The following is a 14,746-nucleotide window of genomic DNA, read 5'->3' on the forward strand; positions in this document are numbered from 1 at the left end:
CCCTCCGTTCCGCCCGTGACGCGTCGGGCCGGTCGGGGGCGGGCATCAGTCGTTCCCCTCGTGCCCGAGGGAGCCGAGCCGCCCCCGGAGGTCGTCGTGCTGTTCGAGCAGCCGGCCGTAGATGTCCAGGAGGTTCTCGAGCGCCCCGATCCTCGCCGTCCGCTGTTCCTGGGTGTCCTTCAGCGCCGCGGTGAGGTCCCGGCCCCGGTCCGTGAGCAGCTGCCGCTGGGTCTGGCGGTGGGCCTGCCGCGCCTTCTCCAGTCCGACGGCGAGGTCCCGGGCCAGGGCGCCGACGCTGCGGTCGGCGGCGCGGCGGGCGGAGTCGAGGCGGGGCAGGACGTAGTCGCGCAGCTGGGCCACGACGTCCCGACGCTCCTGGAGCGCCTCCTGCCGCTGGGCCTCCTTCTTGCCGGCGAAGAAGCCACTGATCTTCCCGATCAGCATGCCCCCGGCGGCGCCGACCGCCGTACCGACGACCGGAATGATCGACCCGGCGATCGCGCCGATCGCGGCCCCGGTGCCGCCGCCGATCATGACCCCGGCGAACCGGGTGCGGAGCCGACTGAACACGCTTCCCCCGGTCAGCGTCCGGATCGTCAACTCACCGGTCGTGCCGCGCGGGCCACCGGGCACGTCGTCCTCGGCGGCGGCCGTGTACCCGTTGCCCAGCCCGTACTCGAGCGCCACGGCGACGGCGGCGGCCCGCAGCTCACGGCTGGCCCGGTCGGCGATGTCGACGGTCAGGCTGATCGTGTCCTTGGCGAGGCGGGGCGGGTCGTCCGGTGCCGTGGGGCGGTTGAGGACGTCCCGGAAGCCCTCGCCCAGGCTGTCGAAGTCGTCGGCCATCCGTTCGAGCACGGGCCGGGTGGCCCGGTCGAAGCGGTTGGCGAGCTCGGCCGCCTCGGTCGGCGCGATCTGGTCGAGGGCCGCCAGGTCCTTCTTGATCTGGTCGAGCTGGTCACGGATGCCGGCCGAGGACTCCTCGGCGCGCAGCGCGGCGATCTGGTCCGCCAACGGTTGCCGCAGCGTCTCCACCAGCTCCAGCCAGGTGTCGAGGGCCGCGCCGACCCGGACCCGACCGCAGGTGGCCGCGAGACCGTCCCACAGTTCCCGCTCCAGCAGCGGGAACCCCGACTCGGTGAGCAGTTCCGCGTCCTCGTCCTCGTCGGCGTCGTGCTTGCGCGGCGCCGAGACGCCGACCACGGTCAGCTCCTCCACCGGCCGGTCCACCAGCTTGGCGATCTTCGCCGCGGCCTCGGCGACCGCCTGCGCGGGGTCCACCACCATGTCCACGAACGTGACCGCGGTGATCACCGTCGGGCAGACGTCGATGGCGTCGGCCAGGAAGTCCAGCTCGTTCGTGCTCAGCCCCTCCTGGGCCGACGCCACGAAGATCAGCGCGTCGGCGGCCAGGATCTCGCTGCGGGTGACCACCCCGTGGGCCGGATTCATGCTGCCGATGCCGGGGGTGTCCACCAGGACCAGCCCCTGCTTCAGCCCGTCGAGGGGAAGCCCGACCGCGATCCTGGTCACGTTCTTCTCGTTGAACGGGTTGCCCTGCTCGGTGGCGTAGTCGGCGATCGCGCTCAGCGGGATCTCGCGCGGGGGCGGCATGTCGTCCGGCCCGTTCGCGGGTGCCGCGAAGTGGACGACCGCCACCTCGACCGGCGCGTACGACAACTCGACCACCACGGACGTGGCGATCTGGACGTCGACCGGGAACAGCCCGGACCGGTCGACCAGCGCGTTGAGCAGGGTCGACTTCCCCCGCTTGAACTCGCCGCAGACGACGACCCGGTACCGCTCGTCGGCGAGCCGGTGCCAGGCCTGCTCGGCGGCCTCGAAGAGCGGGGCCGGCGCGCTCCGCTCGGTGATGTCGATGACGGCGCGGAACCCGGACAACACGGCCTTCCGCAACTCGGACAACTGGTTCATGGTGCCCTCCTCGGGTTCAGGGTCGGCACCCGACCGCGTCGGGGTGCGTGGTGACGACCTGTTGGGTACGCAGCAGCGAGCCGCGCCAGAGATAGCCGACCCGGACGGTCTCGGCGATCACCTCGGTGTCGACCGGGCCCGGCCGGCTCGCCACCACCTCGTGCCGGTCGAGGTCGACCGGACCGGCCGGGTCGGCGATCGCGACGAGTCCGGCCGCCTCCATGACGGCCGGCAGTTGCCGGTCGAGCCAGCGCAGGACCGCGGCGGCCTGGGCCGGGTCGGTCGGCGTCGCCCGGGACGTCAGGTCGGCGAGCCGGTCCGCGATCGTGACGAGTTCCCGCACCCCGCCGGGAGGTTCCCCGGCGGGGGCACCGGCCGGCCGCGCCGTCCCGTCCGCCGGTTGCCCGGAAGCTCCACCCGCTCCGGCCACGGACTCCGCACGCCGGTCGATGCTCTCCTGGAGGGCGGCCACCTGTACGCCGAGCGCGCGCAGAGCGGCCACGGCCTCGTCGATCCGGCTCTCGATCCGGCGCAGCTCCCGGCGTCGCGGCCGTCGCCACCACCTCGACCTGTCGGGCAGCCAACGGGTCAGGTTCGCGCGCATGTGGGTGCCTCCAGGTCGTCGGACGGGGGGTGCGTGCGGTGCGGCCGGGTCTCCGCCGAGGCCGACGTGCCCGGCCCGGACGATGCCCGCCCGGCGTCCACGGTCGCCTCGGCCTCGATCCGTTCGAACGAGCGCATGAGTTGACGGGCCACCAGCGCCGCGACGGCGTCCCGCATCGGATCCTGGAGCTGCGCGGCCCACCAACCGGCGGCGGCGCGGGCGGCCCGCGCGATGTCCCCGGCGGTCGCGGTCGGCGGCAGTCCGACCCGGGAGGCCGCGTCGAGGCCGTGTTCTCCGGTCACCCGGAGCAGCGTGTCGACCTCCTCGTCGACCAGTCCGAACTCGCCGTTGTAGTAGCGGCCGAGGGTGCGCAGTTCCGCGAGGCCGGGCAGCGCGTCGTGCAGTCGTTCGAGCTGGGAGGCGACGTGGTCGACCTCCGGCGCCACCCGGAGGCCGGCGCGCTGCGCCGCCAGTCGCAGGCGGACCACCTCGGCGCGGGCGCGCTGCGCCACGCCGTCCACCTTGAGCAGCGCCGACCGGTTGCCGAAGTGCCGGATCACCAGGGCGCGGAGCCGGGGTATCCCGCTGTGGTCGAGCAGCCGCTGCCGCACCTGCCCGGGACCGAGCCCGTCGTCGAGGTACCGGCACGCCAGTGCGACACCCCAGGCGCCGACCCGGGTGACGAGGTGCCGCCGCTGGTCGACCGGGAGCCGTACACCCCGGAGGTCCTCCCGGTTCGCGAAGCGTTCCGCGTCGCGCAGGAGCCGGACGACGTTTCCCGCGCCCCCGTCGCGGACCAGGTCGGCGAGCCACTCGAACTCGCGGTCACCCAACCGGTTCGCCCCCGCCGCGAGCAGCCCCGCGACCGGCAGGACCGTGTAGAACGTCCGGGCCGCCGGTGCCCAGCCGAGCAACTGCCGGGCCAGTTGGTCGCCGACCGTGAGCGGGTCGCGGGCGAGCGGGTCGACGCCCCTTCCGGCAGTCCGGTCCGGCCAGTACTGGTCGCACCGGCTGAGCACACCGAACGCCTTCAACGGGGTCAGCGAACCGCCGGCGGAACCGATGAACTGCGACAACGCCGTGTGGTCACGCTGGTGCAGGGCACGGCTGAACAGGTAGAGCACCGCGTCGGCCTGGTCGAGTTCGGCGATGCTCTCCCGGTGTACGGTCGCCCCGTCCCGGCCGCTGTCGGCGAGCGCCTGTGCGAGGGCGTGCCGTTCGGACCCGTCGGCGATGTCGCCGATGCCGAGGATGTCGCGGGTGTTCGCGGCGTCCACCACGTGCACGCTGCCCAGCCCCGGCGTGTCCACCAGGCGGAAGTGGCGCAGCAGCGGGTTGGGGATGCCGTACTCGACCTTCCGGATCCGTCGCAGGTGCTCGGCCCGGCGGGCGTCCCGGGTGGTCAGCTCGTGGAACTGCGCGGGCGCGAACCCCGTGGACACCGTCCCGTCCTTGTAGTGCACGACGATCTCTGGCCGGTCGGCGTACCGGAACTCGCTGACCGTGAAGGTCAGCTCGGCCCGCCCGGTGGCACTGAGCTCCGCGCCGAGCAGAGCGTTGACCAGGGTCGACTTCCCTCGCTTGATCTGACCGACGACGGCCAACCGCATGGGCTCGGTCAGCCGCAGACCGCCGGTCCGCAGGATCCCGGCCAGCGGCGCGAGCTGCGCGCCGCCGCGGTCGGCCAGCGCCGCGCAGGAGGCGAGCAGCTCCCCGGCATCGACCGGCTCTCCTGGTCGGACCGCCATGTTCCTCACCGTCCACTGTGTCGGTGGTCCCGCCCGATCGCGAGCGCTGCCGGCGTAGATGGCGATGATGCTAGGTGCGCGGCCGGACGCGCTTCCCATCACCGGATGGGAAGCGGTGAGCCGAACAGTGCGTCAATTGACACGAAGAGCGACCGTCCTCGACCACAAGGAGCGATGGCCGACCATTGTGGAGCCCGATACGGTCGTCGTCATTCGGAGTGGACAACTACGTCGCTGGCGTCAGCGGGTGTGGGGCATTCGATGAGTCATGCGCACCGACCGTGGTCGGCCACGACCGGGGCCTGGCGCCCCGGCACCCTCCTCGACCGGCTCCGCGAGGCCGACCGGACCGCGCTCGTCAGCCTCGGATCCGACCGGCGGTACGCCTCGGGCGAGGCGCTGATGCTGGACGGGGACAGCAGCACCGACGCGTTCGTCGTGCTGGGCGGCTGCGTCAAGGTGCTCGGCGGAACCGTCGACGGTCGTACCGTACTGCTGTCGTTGCGGGGTGCCGGGGACATGGTGGGCGAGCTCGCCGCGATGAACGGCACCCCCCGGTCCGCCTCGGTCTTCGCGGCGACCGCCGTGCGGGTCCGGGTGATCACCGCCCGGTCGCTCCGGACGTTCATGGCCGAGCGTCCCGAGGCGGCCACCGCGATCCACGCCTCGGTCGCCGACAAGTTTCGGCGGGCGACCCGGCACCGGGTCGACTTCACCACCGCGTCCACCCTGGTCCGCCTGGCGTTGGCGCTGCAACACCTGGCCGAGGCGTACGGGCGGCCGTACGCCTCCGGCGTCCGCATCGAGGTCCCGCTCAGCCAGCCGGAGCTGGCCTCGCTCGTCGGGGTCTCGGACCCGAGCCTGCAACGGGCGTTCCGCCGGCTCCGGGAGACCGGCCTGATCAAAACGGAGTACCGGCGACAGATCGTGTGCCGCCCCGACCTGCTGCGTCATCTGGTCGAGAGGGGCACGCTGCCGCCGCCGGCAGCGCAGGAGGGAGACGAGCGATGATCCGCCCCGCGACCCCGTACCGGTTGAGTCTCTTCGTCGACGTCGAGGGCTACAGCACACGGTCCGTGCCGGGTCAGCTTGACGTGCAGGAACGGCTGCTCCGGGTGGTCCAGTTCGCCTGTGAGCGGGCCGGGATCCGACGACTGGACCGGGAGAACGTGCAGGACCACGGGGACGGCCAACTGGCGGTCCTGCCCGAGGGGGCGGACCTCGGCCGGGTCGTGCCGGGGCTCATTCTGGGACTGCGGCACGGACTGCACGAGGCCAACTCCGAGCCGGGTGACGCCGGCCGGATCCGCCTGCGGGCGGCCTTCGTCGGTGGCAGCACCGGCCGGGGAGCCACCGGCTTCGTCGGCCAGGCCGTGATCATGGCCGGTGACCTGGTCGGCTCGCCGGTCTTCAAGAAGGTGTTGGCGGCACTGGCCAACACCGGAGCCGATCTCATCGTCATCACCGACGACTTCCTCTACCAGGACGTCGTCAGGAGCCAGCGGTACGGCGGGGTGCCGGCCGAAGAGTTCCGCGCGCAGCAGGTCGTCGCGCGGGCGCACGGCGCTGGGCAACCGGCGTCGGAGGTGCGGGTCTGGTACTACCTGCCGCCCGCCGGACCGGCCCCCGACCGGCGGGCGGCGCGGGCCGTCTGGCGCGGCACCCGGGCGCCGCTGACGCTGCTGGGGCTGGACAAGGTCCGGCAGCGGATCCGGGACCGGCGCGGCGGCATCGGCCTCGACGGTCTGCTGGTCGACGTCACCGGCACCATCTCGGAGCGGCTGCCCGCCGACCACCACGAAGCCGGTGACGTCATCGCCGTGGACGTGGTGTACGACTTCTCGTCGCACGTCCACCACTCCGACCAGCACGGGCCGGCGGACCGGGCCGGCGCCGCCTCCGGCGGTCACCCGCTGACCGGGCAGCACGGCGCATACGCCCACCCGACGTATGACGGATCCGACCAATCGACCGACGCGTGACGGCACTCGCCGGCCCGGCGACTCGACGACAGGGCTCAGGCGGTCGCCGGTGCGCTGACCCACCGGCCGCATCGGCCGCGCCCCGGTCAGCTCCGTCTGACGGAGAACTCGTTGCCGTCCGGGTCGGCCAGCACGACGACGCCATCCGCACCGGTCTCCAGGCGGGTGGCCCCGAGGGCGACCAGCCGGTCGACCTCCGCCTGCTGGTCGCCACCGGCCGGGGCCAGGTCGAAGCGCTGCCGGTTCCGGCCCACCTTCGGGGCCACCGGCGGGCCGCCCCACGCGACCTTCGTACCGCCGTGCGGGGACTGGACCGCGGTCTCCTCGTCCTGGTCCCACACGAGCGGCCAGTCCAGCGCCGCGCTCCAGAAGAGGCCGACCTCGCGGGTGCCGTCGCAGGCGACCTCCCCGAGCAGCCCGCACCCGGCGAGGAAGTTGTTGCCCGCCTCGATCACGCAGAACTCGTAGCCCTCGGGATCGGCCAGGACGACGTGCCCCTCCTCGGGGCGCTGCCCGACGTCGAGGTGGCCGCCGCCGAGCCGCAGCGCCGTCGCCACCGTCTCCTGCTGACCGGCGGCGCTCGCGCTGGTCAGGTGCAGGTGCAGGCGGTTCGGCGGGGTCATCTCCGCGCCGCCGGACGCGAACCGGAGACCGACCTGGGTGTCGTCGCCGGGCAGGAGCACGCCACCGGCGTCCTCGACGACCTCCCGGCCGAGCAGACCGGCCCAGAACCGCGCCAGGCGGGTCGGATCGTGCGCGTCGAAGGTCACCGACAGCAGTCGCAGAGGCATCACCGTACGGTAGGCACGGACCCGCAGGGCGACAAGGCAATATCCCGTTGAGCCCGGCGGGGCGGCGGTGTTTGGATCTCGACGTGTCGGTGGTGATGAGCACGCCAGGGGTCGACGGGCTGGGCGAGGCCGTACGTGTGCTGCGCCGGTGGCAGCACGACGGGTCGCCGGTACAACTGCATCCGGGGGACCTGGGCTGGCACTGGAGTTTCGGAGCGGAGACGACGGCCCGCGCGGTCCGGACCTGGAGCCGCGACGGAACGATCCTCGCCGTCGGGCTGCTGGACGGTCCCGGGCTGGTGCGGATCGGGATCGCCCCCGACGCCGGCCAGGACGAGGAGCTGGCCCGCCAGATGGCCGACGACGTGACGCGGCCGGAACGCGGCGTCCTCCCGCAGGGAAGCGTCGCCGTCGAGGCGCGGTGCGACGGCGTGTTCCGTGCGCTGCTGCTCGCTGCCGGGTGGGACCTCGACGAGCCGTGGACACCGCTTCGACGTGACCTCACGGAACCCGTGGCGGACCGCGGCGTACGGATCGAGTCGGTCGGCCCGGAGCAGGTCCACGAGCGGGTCGCCGTGCAGCGCGCGGCGTTCGACCGGTCGACGTTCACGGACGAGCGGTGGCACGCGATGGCGACCGGACCGGCGTACGCCGACGCCCGGTGTCTGGTCGCCTACGACGACCACGGCACCGCGGTGGCGACCGCGACGGTGTGGTCGGCCGGTCCGGGACGGCCCGGGTTGCTCGAACCGATGGGCGTGCACCGCGACCATCGCGGCCACGGGTACGGCACGGCGATCACCGTCGCGGCGGCGGCAACCCTGCGCCAGATGGGCTCGTCGAGCGCGATCGTGTGCACCCCGAGTGCCAACGCCGGTGCCGTCGCCACCTACCGCTCGGCCGGCTTCCAGCAGCTCCCCGACGTACCGGACCTGCGCCGAAACCCCTGATCAGCCGCCCCGCCCCCGCACCGCCCCCGCCCCGCACCGCCCCCGCACCGCGTCGCCCCGTCGATCATGGAGTTCGGGCACCCACCAGACCGCCACAAAGACCACATCCCGTGGCACCACAACTCCATGATCGACGGGGAGGGGCGGGCGGGTCAGGGGGTGGTGCGGAACTGTCCGGCGTGTTCCTGAGCCCACTGGGCGAAGGTTCGGGCGGGCTGCCCGGTGACCTCCTCGACGGTGGGCAGGACCACGCCGGCGGTGTCGGGAGGGTTGGTGGCCAACTGGATTCCGAACTCCACGTAGTCGTCGTCGTAGCCGTAACCGCGCAGCCGGGCGCGTTCGCCGTCCTCGGTGAGTTGCACGAAGGCGATGTCCTGACCGGTGGCCTCGGCGAGGATCCGGGTTCGTTCCCGTGGGGTGAGCGCCTCGGGTCCGGTGAGCGGGTAGGCGCGTCCCCCGTGGCCGTCCCGGGTGAGCGCGGTCGCGGCGACGCGGGCGATGTCAGCTTCGTGCACCATCGCGCTCGGGTAGGCGGCGAGCATGGAGACGGTGCGACTGGTACGGATCTCCTCGGCCCATTCGAGGGCGTTGCCCATGAACTCGACGGGTTGCAGGATGCTCCAGCCGATGGTGCTGGACATGAGGGCGTTCTCGACGCTGGTGGGAGACCAGCCACCGAGTACGGTGGCGCGACCGACGCCATGGCGCTCGGCCAGGTCGACGATCTCCGAGCCGTTGGTCAGGTCGTCGAAGCCGTCGCCGCCGAACGTGATCAGGTGGATTCCGTCGACTCCTTCGAAGGCGGGTCCGAGCGTGGCGGTGTCGGTGAGGTCGCCTGCCATCACCCGGACGCCGGGCGGCAGGTCGGCCTTCGCGGGATTGCGGGTGAGCGCTCGGACGTCGTGCCCGGCCTCGTGCAGTTGAGCGACGAGGTGACGCCCGACCTGGCCGGTTGCTCCGGTGACGAGAATGCGCATGCTCGTAGGTCCTTTCCGTTTCATGGCACGTCCCATCCTCACCACCCTTGTGGCCGCTATACGGCCACAAGGATCGCTAGAGTCGGGTCATGTCGAGCAGCACCCGGGTCCTCGAACTCCTCGGACTGCTTCAGAACCGGCGTCACTGGCCCGGCGACGAACTCGCCCGTCGCCTCGGTGTCAGCCAGCGCACGCTCCGCCGTGACGTCGACGGCCTCCAGGAACTCGGGTATCCGATCACCACGACGCGGGGCACCGGCGGTGGCTACCAGCTCAGTCCAGGGGCTTCCCTCCCGCCCCTGGTGCTCAGCGAGGAGGAGGCCGCCGCCGTGGTCATGGGGCTCAAGGAGATCGCCTCCCGCGCGCACCCGATGTCCGGGGAGGCCGCGCTCAGCGCAATGGCCAAGATCGTCCAGGTGCTTCCCGTACGTATCCGGCGCCGCGTCGACAGCCTCCGAGCCGTCGCCGTTCCGGCGCCGGGCACCGAGGCGCATGCCGCCATCACCGATGTCGCCTCGTTGACGACCATCGCCCTGGCCTGCCGAGATACGGAGACGCTGGAGTTCACCTATCGCAGGCGAACCGGTCAGGTCACCAGCAGGACGACCGACCCGCACCGGATCGTCAGCGTCGAGAACCGCCTCTACCTCATCGCCTGGGACCACGGCCGGGGCGACTGGCGCACCTTCCGGGTCGACCGGATCGATGGCCCGGACTGCACCGGGAAGAGCTTCGCGCCCCGCCGGCTGCCTGCCGACGACCCCGTCGGGTACGTGCACGCCCAGATCAGATCGATGCCCGCCAGGTATCCCGTCCTTGCCACCGTCCAGGCCCCCGCGGAGCGGGTGCGCAACGAGATCGGGCACTACGGCACCGTGGAGCCCGTCGACGACTCGTCGTGTCGGGTGTACCTCGCCGCCGATTCCCTCGCTTGGGCCACCTTCTGCATCGGAGCACTCGAAGCCCCGTTCGTCGTGCACGGACCACCCGAGGCCGTCGAGTACATGCGCGACTGGGGGCGACGTCTGGCCGCCGGCACCCGTTGAGGCCGTTGCCGCCTGGCCACACCGTCCGGTGACCGAACCCGAAAAACGCGAATTGCGCGTACGGGAATTGCGCGCACATGGCTGTCGTCGGCGCATTCCGGTAGGGTCCGATACGTAATAGCCATTGCGTGGACGGCAACGGGTCAACCATTTCCTCAGCGACAGGTCGACGTTTCACCGGTGGCGTACCGATGTAACAAAACGCAACGCAGGAAAGGGTGGCGGATGGCCGACGACATGGGATCGACCGTCCCGAGACGGCAGCTCGGGCGGGCGCTGCGGGAGCTACGCACCGAAGCACAGATGACCCTCGACGGCGCGGCGGACGCGCTGCACTGTAGCCGGCAGAAGATGTGGCGCATCGAGTCCGGCCTCGGCTCGGCCCGCGCCATCGACGTGCGGGCCCTGTGCGAGTTGTACGGCGCGACGCCCGAACTGTCCCGCGCCCTCACCGCCCTGGCCCACGAGACCAGGGCCAGGGGCTGGTGGCACTCGTACGTCGATGCCATTCCCGAGTGGTTCGAACTCTATGTCGGCCTGGAATCCGCCGCGTCGTCCATTCGCCGCTTCGACGAAGCTCTGATCCCCGGCATGCTACAGACGCGCGCCTACGCCTTCGCGGTCTACCAGCACCGCCGCACCATGACGGACGCGGAGCGCGAACGTCTGGTCGAGGTACGACTGCAACGACAGGCCCTTCTGCACCGGAGACTGCCTCCGGCACCCAGGGTGGAGGTGATCCTGGCCGAGGCAGCGCTGCTCCGCACGGTCGGCAGTGCAGCAACGATGGCTGATCAGCTTCGGCACCTCCTGGCGGTCGGCGAACTCCCCAACGTCTCTGTTCGAATTTTTCCCCTCAGCGCCGGCCTGCACTTCGGCGCGGTCGCCGGCTCGTTCGTCATGCTTGACTTCCCGATCCGGAACCGGATCGAGCCCGAGCCGTCGGTCGTCTACAAAGAGTCGTTGACCGGTGCGCTCTACCTCGACCGCAAGGAAGAACTCGCCATCTACGACGAAGTATGGGCGAGCCTCGATGATCTGACGCTGGATGAGGCACAATCAAGACAGCTGATCAACAAGATCATCGGGGAGGTTCACCGTGGCTGAAATGGCCGGCGCTCGGTGGCGCACGAGCACCCGCAGCGGCGACAACGGGGGTGACTGTGTGGAGGTCGCCGACAACCTGCCCGGCCTCGTCGCCGTACGCGACAGCAAGGACCCGTCCGGCCCGGCCCTGACCTTCTCCCCCGCCGCGTGGGCCAGCTTCGTCCGCTCCGTCAAGCCGGCGCACTGACCGGTCAGCGCGCCGGTAGGGCCGAGGCGCGCAGTGCCGCAGCCAGCCACTCGTACGGGAACGACTCCGGTGGCACGCTGTTCACAGCGGTGACCAGCGCCATGTACCGGTCGAGCGGTCCCTCCGGGTCCGGCGGCGTACGCTCCCACTCCGCGCCCGCCAGCATGTGGTCGGCGGTCTCGATGCGGAACTCGGGCGTGTCCGGTATCCCGGGGTTGTCCGGTGTCGCGAAGATGCCGGTCAGCCACCCCATCCACCGGTCGGCGATCTCCCGCCCCCGGGGCGAGTCCGGCGCCACCCGCTCCCGCGCCGCGTCCATCGCCGCCTCGGCGATCGGCGTGGCGGCCTCCAGGCTGTCCAGCATCGGCGGCGAGGTCATCAGCGGCCCGGCCCCGGTGGTGCACACCTCGCGCAGATGACGGCGCACGGCCTGCCGGACCTCGGTGTCCCGGACCAGCTCGGCCAGCTCGATCCACGCCTCCAACTGGGCCGTGGTGGGATGATCGGGCAGCTCCGGCCGGGCCGCCCGCCACCACTGGATCATCCGCTCCGGCGGCTCCCAGCCGGTGGAGACCTCGGTCCAGAACTCGTCGATCAGCCGGTCGCGCTCCTCGTCCGACATGCCGGCCAGCTTGTGCATCAGCAGGACCTGCTCGGCCGTGGAGTCCTGTCGCAGGATGGCCGACAGCACCGCGCGTCGGCTGCGCAGCCGCGCCTCCTGCCGGGCCAGCAGGGCCAGGTGGGTGGCGGCCAGCTCGCGCAGCGTCGCCTCGCCGGCCAGTACCCGCCGGATCTCGTCCAGGCCGGCACCGAGTTCCCGCAGCGTCCGGACCAGCTCCAGGCGGGCGATGGCCGACACGTCGTACCGGCGGTGGCCGGCCGGGGTGCTGGCGGCCGGCGTTACGACACCGGCGTCCGCGTAGTGCCGGACCGCGCTGACGCTCAGGCCGGTCCGCCGGGCGACGTCCCCGATGGCGTACAGCTCGTTCATGTCCACGACGCCCACTATGCGATCTCAAGCGGCTTGAGATGCAAGTCCGGCCCCGGGGAACGAACGAGCCTCACACCGGGCGATCGCACTGATCACGGGCCGCCGGGGGCGTCGTGCACCCCGGCGGCCCGTGGTCGACCGTCGGTCAGCCGTTGTTGTCGATCAGGCTGGCGATCTCGTTGTAGATCAGGTGCGCCTTCGCGCCCTGGTTCGACGGGCAACCGCCGAGGTGGTGCAGGGCGATCACCCGGTGGCTGCCGTTCAGCACCGGCGAGCCCGAGTTTCCGCCCGAGGTGTCACAGCTGTAGCTGATGTTCCAGCTGTTGTAGTTGGCGTTCTTGACGGTGCAGTTCGCGCCGTTCTGGGTGTCCTCGAAGATCGACAGTCGCTTCGGGCTGCCGTCACCGTGCCCGGGGATGTACATCCGGGTGCCGGTGGTGGTGGCGGTCGTCGCCAGGTACAGCGTGCCGAACCCCTGGATGCTGCTGAAGTTGTTCACCGAGTACAGGGCGTAGTCGAGCTCACCGGAGCCACCGGTGCTCACCTTGTAGAGGGTGAGGCCGCTGACCTTGGTGCCGGCACCGGGGTTCGAGCCGCCACAGGTGGCGCACTGGTAGTTGAACTGCGTCTCGCTGGCGCTGACGGCGGCCTGCGTCGAGAAGCAGTGCTTGTTGGTCAGCAGGCGGTTGGTGTTGCCGACCCGCCAGGCGGTGCACATGCCCCCGCCACTCATCAGCAGTCGCGCCACCGCCCGACCCCGGGCGAACTCGGTGGGGTGGCTGTTCTGGTAGCAGACCACGTCGCGGCGGGCGTCGGTGCTGCAGACGGACTGCGTGGAGAAGTTGTACTGCTTGATCTCCGTGGCGTCGTAGCCGCGCCAGAAGCGGTCGATGGTCGCGGCTTCACCCCGGCCGGCGCGGCTGCTGTGCAGCGTCACCACGGCGGTGTCACCCTCCACCGACATGGCCCAGAAACCCGGCTGGCCGTCGGTGGTGTAGTCCGAGCCGGTCGCCCGGTCCAGGTCGCGGTCGTACCGGTAGCTCTCCCGACCGTCGGGGCTGGCCACGGTCACGTACTCGCCGGGGGCCAGTCGCAGTGCGCTGAAGTGCACCTTGACGTACGACGCCCCGGGATGCCGGATGATCTGCGTCCGGCTGTCCCGAACGCGGGACAGCGAGCCGTCGACGGTACGGAGTTCACCGACCGTGGTGACGCCCTCGACCGAGAACTGCTCCGACTCGGGCGCCCGCTCGGACTGCGGTGCGAGCGGTTGCACCGAGGGCGCCTCGGCGGCGGCGGGTGCCGACAGCAGGCTCAGCCCGAGTGTGCAGGCGCTGAGCGCGACCGCCGCCGTTCGCAGGCGGCGCAGGGTGTCATTCATCGTCGCTCCTCCCCAGGAACCAGCACCAGACGTGCCTGGAGTCTTCATACACGAGCGAAGCAAGACATGCAAATGTATCGATGATTTGGAGTCGTTGAGGTTCCACGCACCGGGCCAGGCCGCACCGTTGATCGGTGCCGCCACCCGGCATAGCATCGCCGCATCTCCTGTCGCGACCCCGGCGGCGGCCACGGCCGTACGGGCTGAAACGTCGACTCTTCACGAAAGGGACGACGTCATGCACCCGATGCTGCGCCGGCTGGACGATCTCGCCACCCACCTCGCCACCCGGCCGGACACGGTGGCCCTCCTCGGCCTCGGTTCGGCGGGGCACGAACACGATCGGCTCGACGAGCACTCCGACCTCGACTTCTTCGTGGTCGTCGCCGACGGCGCCGTCTCCCGCTACGTCGACTCCATCGACTGGCTCGCGGCGCCCTGCCCGGTGGCGTACAGCTTCGCCAACGACCGCAACGGCCGCAAGGCGCTCTACGCCGACGGGATCTTCGTCGAGTACGCGGTCTTCACCGTCGACGAGTTGACCCGGCTGCCGTTCGCCGGCGCCCGCGTCGTCTGGCAGCGACCCGACGCGCCCGCCGGCCTCGCCGAGAGTCGGCGTCCTCCGGCGTGCCCGCCCCACGACACGCCCGCCTTCCACCTGAACGAGGCGCTGACCAACCTCTACGTCGGCCTGCACCGCGAGCTGCGCGGCGAGCATCTGTCCGCGTCGCGGTTCATCCAGTCGTACGCCGTGGACCGGGTCCTCGCCCTGCTCCGGCTCACCTCCCCCGGCGTCGCCCACCGACGCGACCCGTTCGATCCCGCCCGACGGGTGGAGCAGGCGTACCCGCCCGGGGCGCTGCCGTTGGCCGCGATGGTGCCCGGCTACCGGGCGAACCGTGCGGCCGCCCGGGTCGTCCTCGAATGGCTGGAGGCACGGTTTCCGGTGGATCCGGTGATCGCAGTCGCCATCCGGAACCTGCTGGCGACCTCGCCGCCGAACCCGCCGGACGGCGGCCCCGAGTCCGGTCGGGCGTAACGATCAGG

General features: G+C 71.6%; 14 protein-coding genes. 7 read left to right on the plus strand and 7 right to left on the minus strand.

Features of this window, described 5'->3' with window-relative positions; all coding sequences use genetic code 11:
* Positions 1 to 45: 45 nt before the first annotated feature.
* Genes QSK20_RS26260 through QSK20_RS26270 form a run of 3 tightly spaced genes read right to left on the minus strand, consistent with a single transcriptional unit; the run spans position 46 to position 4,287 of the window.
* Positions 46 to 1,935, minus strand: coding sequence for a dynamin family protein (locus QSK20_RS26260; protein ID WP_285791283.1), 1,890 nt, complete (start codon positions 1,933 to 1,935; stop codon positions 46 to 48).
* 16 nt (positions 1,936 to 1,951) lie between these two features.
* The gene (locus QSK20_RS26265; RefSeq protein WP_285791284.1) at positions 1,952 to 2,539 is read right to left on the minus strand and encodes a nucleotide exchange factor GrpE; all 588 of its coding nucleotides are present in this window, start codon (positions 2,537 to 2,539) and stop codon (positions 1,952 to 1,954) included.
* Positions 2,524 to 4,287 (minus strand): dynamin family protein, encoded by a 1,764-nt coding sequence (locus QSK20_RS26270; protein WP_285791285.1) that lies wholly within the window; start codon positions 4,285 to 4,287, stop codon positions 2,524 to 2,526. Before QSK20_RS26270 ends, QSK20_RS26265 begins: the two co-directional genes overlap by 16 nt.
* Before the next feature lie 261 nt (positions 4,288 to 4,548).
* Between QSK20_RS26270 and QSK20_RS26275 the strand changes: the two genes are divergently transcribed.
* Together QSK20_RS26275 and QSK20_RS26280 are read left to right on the plus strand one after the other, a co-directional pair.
* The gene (locus QSK20_RS26275; RefSeq protein WP_285791286.1) at positions 4,549 to 5,298 is read left to right on the plus strand and encodes a Crp/Fnr family transcriptional regulator; all 750 of its coding nucleotides are present in this window, start codon (positions 4,549 to 4,551) and stop codon (positions 5,296 to 5,298) included.
* Positions 5,295 to 6,269 carry a hypothetical protein gene (locus tag QSK20_RS26280; protein WP_285791287.1) on the plus strand — a complete coding sequence of 325 codons (975 nt, stop codon included), beginning with the start codon at positions 5,295 to 5,297 and terminating at the stop codon, positions 6,267 to 6,269. The genes QSK20_RS26275 and QSK20_RS26280 overlap by 4 nt, the downstream gene beginning before the upstream one ends.
* An 86-nt stretch (positions 6,270 to 6,355) precedes the next feature.
* On the opposite strand, the gene QSK20_RS26285 is transcribed toward QSK20_RS26280, so the two are convergent.
* Positions 6,356 to 7,060 carry a VOC family protein gene (locus QSK20_RS26285; RefSeq protein ID WP_285791288.1) on the minus strand — a complete coding sequence of 235 codons (705 nt, stop codon included), beginning with the start codon at positions 7,058 to 7,060 and terminating at the stop codon, positions 6,356 to 6,358.
* Positions 7,061 to 7,155: 95 nt separating this feature from the next.
* On the opposite strand from QSK20_RS26285, the gene QSK20_RS26290 reads away from it, so the two are divergent.
* On the plus strand, positions 7,156 to 8,010 hold the full coding sequence (locus QSK20_RS26290; RefSeq protein ID WP_285791289.1) for a GNAT family N-acetyltransferase: 855 nt from the start codon (positions 7,156 to 7,158) through the stop codon (positions 8,008 to 8,010).
* Positions 8,011 to 8,162: 152 nt separating this feature from the next.
* Here the strand turns inward: QSK20_RS26290 and QSK20_RS26295 are convergent, their stop codons facing one another.
* The gene (locus QSK20_RS26295) at positions 8,163 to 8,987 is read right to left on the minus strand and encodes an SDR family oxidoreductase (protein ID WP_285791290.1); all 825 of its coding nucleotides are present in this window, start codon (positions 8,985 to 8,987) and stop codon (positions 8,163 to 8,165) included.
* An 89-nt stretch (positions 8,988 to 9,076) separates the two neighbouring features.
* Here QSK20_RS26295 and QSK20_RS26300 point away from each other — a divergent pair, with 89 nt between their 5' ends.
* The 3 genes from QSK20_RS26300 (at position 9,077) to QSK20_RS26310 (ending at position 11,327) form a co-directional block, all read left to right on the plus strand.
* Positions 9,077 to 10,033 (plus strand): helix-turn-helix transcriptional regulator, encoded by a 957-nt coding sequence (locus QSK20_RS26300; protein WP_285791291.1) that lies wholly within the window; start codon positions 9,077 to 9,079, stop codon positions 10,031 to 10,033.
* Positions 10,034 to 10,258: 225 nt separating this feature from the next.
* Positions 10,259 to 11,140: a helix-turn-helix domain-containing protein gene (locus tag QSK20_RS26305; protein WP_285791292.1), complete on the plus strand. Its 882-nt coding sequence runs from the start codon at positions 10,259 to 10,261 to the stop codon at positions 11,138 to 11,140.
* A 1-nt stretch (position 11,141) separates the two neighbouring features.
* Complete coding sequence (locus tag QSK20_RS26310) at positions 11,142 to 11,327, plus strand: DUF397 domain-containing protein (RefSeq protein WP_285791293.1); 186 nt, start codon at positions 11,142 to 11,144, stop codon at positions 11,325 to 11,327.
* 4 nt (positions 11,328 to 11,331) lie between these two features.
* On the opposite strand, the gene QSK20_RS26315 is transcribed toward QSK20_RS26310, so the two are convergent.
* Positions 11,332 to 12,324, minus strand: coding sequence for a MerR family transcriptional regulator (locus tag QSK20_RS26315; protein ID WP_285791294.1), 993 nt, complete (start codon positions 12,322 to 12,324; stop codon positions 11,332 to 11,334).
* 139 nt (positions 12,325 to 12,463) lie between these two features.
* On the minus strand, positions 12,464 to 13,699 hold the full coding sequence (locus QSK20_RS26320; RefSeq protein ID WP_285791295.1) for a trypsin-like serine peptidase: 1,236 nt from the start codon (positions 13,697 to 13,699) through the stop codon (positions 12,464 to 12,466).
* Positions 13,700 to 13,937: 238 nt separating this feature from the next.
* Between QSK20_RS26320 and QSK20_RS26325 the strand changes: the two genes are divergently transcribed.
* Entirely contained in the window at positions 13,938 to 14,738 is an 801-nt protein-coding gene (locus tag QSK20_RS26325; RefSeq protein WP_285791296.1) for a hypothetical protein, read from the plus strand.
* Positions 14,739 to 14,746: the final 8 nt, after the last annotated feature.

It is taken from the genome of Micromonospora sp. NBRC 101691 (assembly GCF_030269285.1).
Lineage (GTDB): Bacteria > Actinomycetota > Actinomycetes > Mycobacteriales > Micromonosporaceae > Micromonospora > Micromonospora echinospora.

Coding starts and splice junctions, on each gene's coding strand:
- QSK20_RS26260 (WP_285791283.1), bottom strand. CDS start 1,935: ATGAACCAGTTGTCCGAGTTGCGGAAGGCCGTGTTGTCCGGGTTCCGC.
- QSK20_RS26265 (WP_285791284.1), bottom strand. CDS start 2,539: ATGCGCGCGAACCTGACCCGTTGGCTGCCCGACAGGTCGAGGTGGTGG.
- QSK20_RS26270 (WP_285791285.1), bottom strand. CDS start 4,287: ATGGCGGTCCGACCAGGAGAGCCGGTCGATGCCGGGGAGCTGCTCGCC.
- QSK20_RS26275 (WP_285791286.1), top strand. CDS start 4,549: ATGAGTCATGCGCACCGACCGTGGTCGGCCACGACCGGGGCCTGGCGC.
- QSK20_RS26280 (WP_285791287.1), top strand. CDS start 5,295: ATGATCCGCCCCGCGACCCCGTACCGGTTGAGTCTCTTCGTCGACGTC.
- QSK20_RS26285 (WP_285791288.1), bottom strand. CDS start 7,060: ATGCCTCTGCGACTGCTGTCGGTGACCTTCGACGCGCACGATCCGACC.
- QSK20_RS26290 (WP_285791289.1), top strand. CDS start 7,156: ATGAGCACGCCAGGGGTCGACGGGCTGGGCGAGGCCGTACGTGTGCTG.
- QSK20_RS26295 (WP_285791290.1), bottom strand. CDS start 8,987: ATGCGCATTCTCGTCACCGGAGCAACCGGCCAGGTCGGGCGTCACCTC.
- QSK20_RS26300 (WP_285791291.1), top strand. CDS start 9,077: ATGTCGAGCAGCACCCGGGTCCTCGAACTCCTCGGACTGCTTCAGAAC.
- QSK20_RS26305 (WP_285791292.1), top strand. CDS start 10,259: ATGGCCGACGACATGGGATCGACCGTCCCGAGACGGCAGCTCGGGCGG.
- QSK20_RS26310 (WP_285791293.1), top strand. CDS start 11,142: ATGGCCGGCGCTCGGTGGCGCACGAGCACCCGCAGCGGCGACAACGGG.
- QSK20_RS26320 (WP_285791295.1), bottom strand. CDS start 13,699: ATGAATGACACCCTGCGCCGCCTGCGAACGGCGGCGGTCGCGCTCAGC.
- QSK20_RS26325 (WP_285791296.1), top strand. CDS start 13,938: ATGCACCCGATGCTGCGCCGGCTGGACGATCTCGCCACCCACCTCGCC.